The sequence below is a fragment of the Salinibacterium sp. genome (assembly GCF_031364185.1).
In the GTDB taxonomy this organism is placed as follows: domain Bacteria; phylum Actinomycetota; class Actinomycetes; order Actinomycetales; family Microbacteriaceae; genus Rhodoglobus.
Window position 1 is genome coordinate 1 of the sequence record NZ_JANLVV010000323.1, and the last position, 1253, is coordinate 1253.

Here is a 1253-nt window from a genome sequence, read left to right on the forward strand (position 1 = left end):
GCATCTCCGCGGGGCACCACGATGCCATCCATAAAACCGAGAGGATTGCGCGCCTTGGTGCCCTCGCCGGTGCCCCGGAAAATCAGCTGCTCCCATCGCGGTCGCCCCCCCGGCAGCAGCGCAGTGAGGTCGGCGAGCACGGCGGCGAGCACGGTGGGGTCGCTCGAATGCGCCGACAGCATCACGTCGCCGCCGAGATGAGTCGGGTCGATGTCGTCGTCACCGGCGAACCGGGGCAGTTCGGCGGCACCCGGAAGCGAGGGGTCGATCGCGGCCACCAGTCGAGGGCCGATGCCGACCGAGATCGTGAGGTCGCCGGGGCCATCCGGCAGGAGATCGCTGGGTTCGGCCCGCCCGGTCAGGTCGAGGATGCGTGCACCCAGCGCCGCGAGCCAGTCTGCGCGGGCGAGCTCGGTGTCGACCACGGCCACCCGGCCGAATCGCTGGGGAACGGCCGGAAGGTGGATGCCCGCCTGGTACCGCCCCGAGGCCGGGACGCGCTGCGGTTGCGCGGCAGCGTCGGGCGGCCCGGCGGGTGGCCCGCCGGGTGGCCCGGCAGGTGGTGCGCCAGCAGCGACCGCCCCTGCACCCAGCCCGAAGCCGATCGCGCCGCCGATAGCACTTCCCAGTGCGCCCTGCAGCACTCCGCGGCGAGTGGGCAGCCTCCGCTCCACGTCACTCACGGGGCACCCGGTGCGGCGGCGGAGGGAGACACGGCGGACGGAGCCACGGTGGAGGGAGACACTGTGGAGGGAGACACTGTGGACGCAGCCGCGGTGGACGGGGACACCGAGGGCAGCAACACAGCGCCGCCGTCGGAGAAGTCGACGGTCATCCACACGCCACTGACGGGTGCCTCGAACACGAGCAGTGTGCCGATACCGTCGACCCAGTATCGCGCTCGTTCGCTGCTGGGCGCTGATGTGGTCGCGCCGTCGGCGGAGGGCCCCACAAACACGTCGACCGCCGTGGTGCCGATCGTGTCACTGCGAAGCCACACCGCGTCAGACTGCGCCAAAAGTTGCGGGTTCTCGGGGCGGTCGGCGCCGAGGCTCGCCACAAGCGCGAGGGCGGTAGCGAGCGGGTTGGCCGAGGGGTCAAGGGGGTAGCCAACCCAGCCATCGGTCGGCAGCGGGATGTCCGGCTCATCACTCGGCGTATCCCTGAAGGCGACCGTGTCGGAGTTCCACCACACCGTGCCACCGCCTGCGACCGCGCCGTAGCCGACACCCTGCCCGAAGTCGTACCACCCG

1 protein-coding gene and 1 pseudogene are annotated in these 1253 nt (G+C 71.7%); both read right to left on the reverse strand.

Annotation, left to right across the window (positions count from 1 at the left end):
* A pseudogene (locus tag RMN95_RS14065) lies at positions 1-683 on the reverse strand (Dyp-type peroxidase domain-containing protein); the annotation flags it as partial.
* The coding region (locus RMN95_RS14070) for a hypothetical protein (protein WP_309617538.1) at positions 680-1253 on the reverse strand (574 nt) is incomplete at its 5' end. The gene RMN95_RS14070 and the pseudogene RMN95_RS14065, both read right to left, overlap by 4 nt.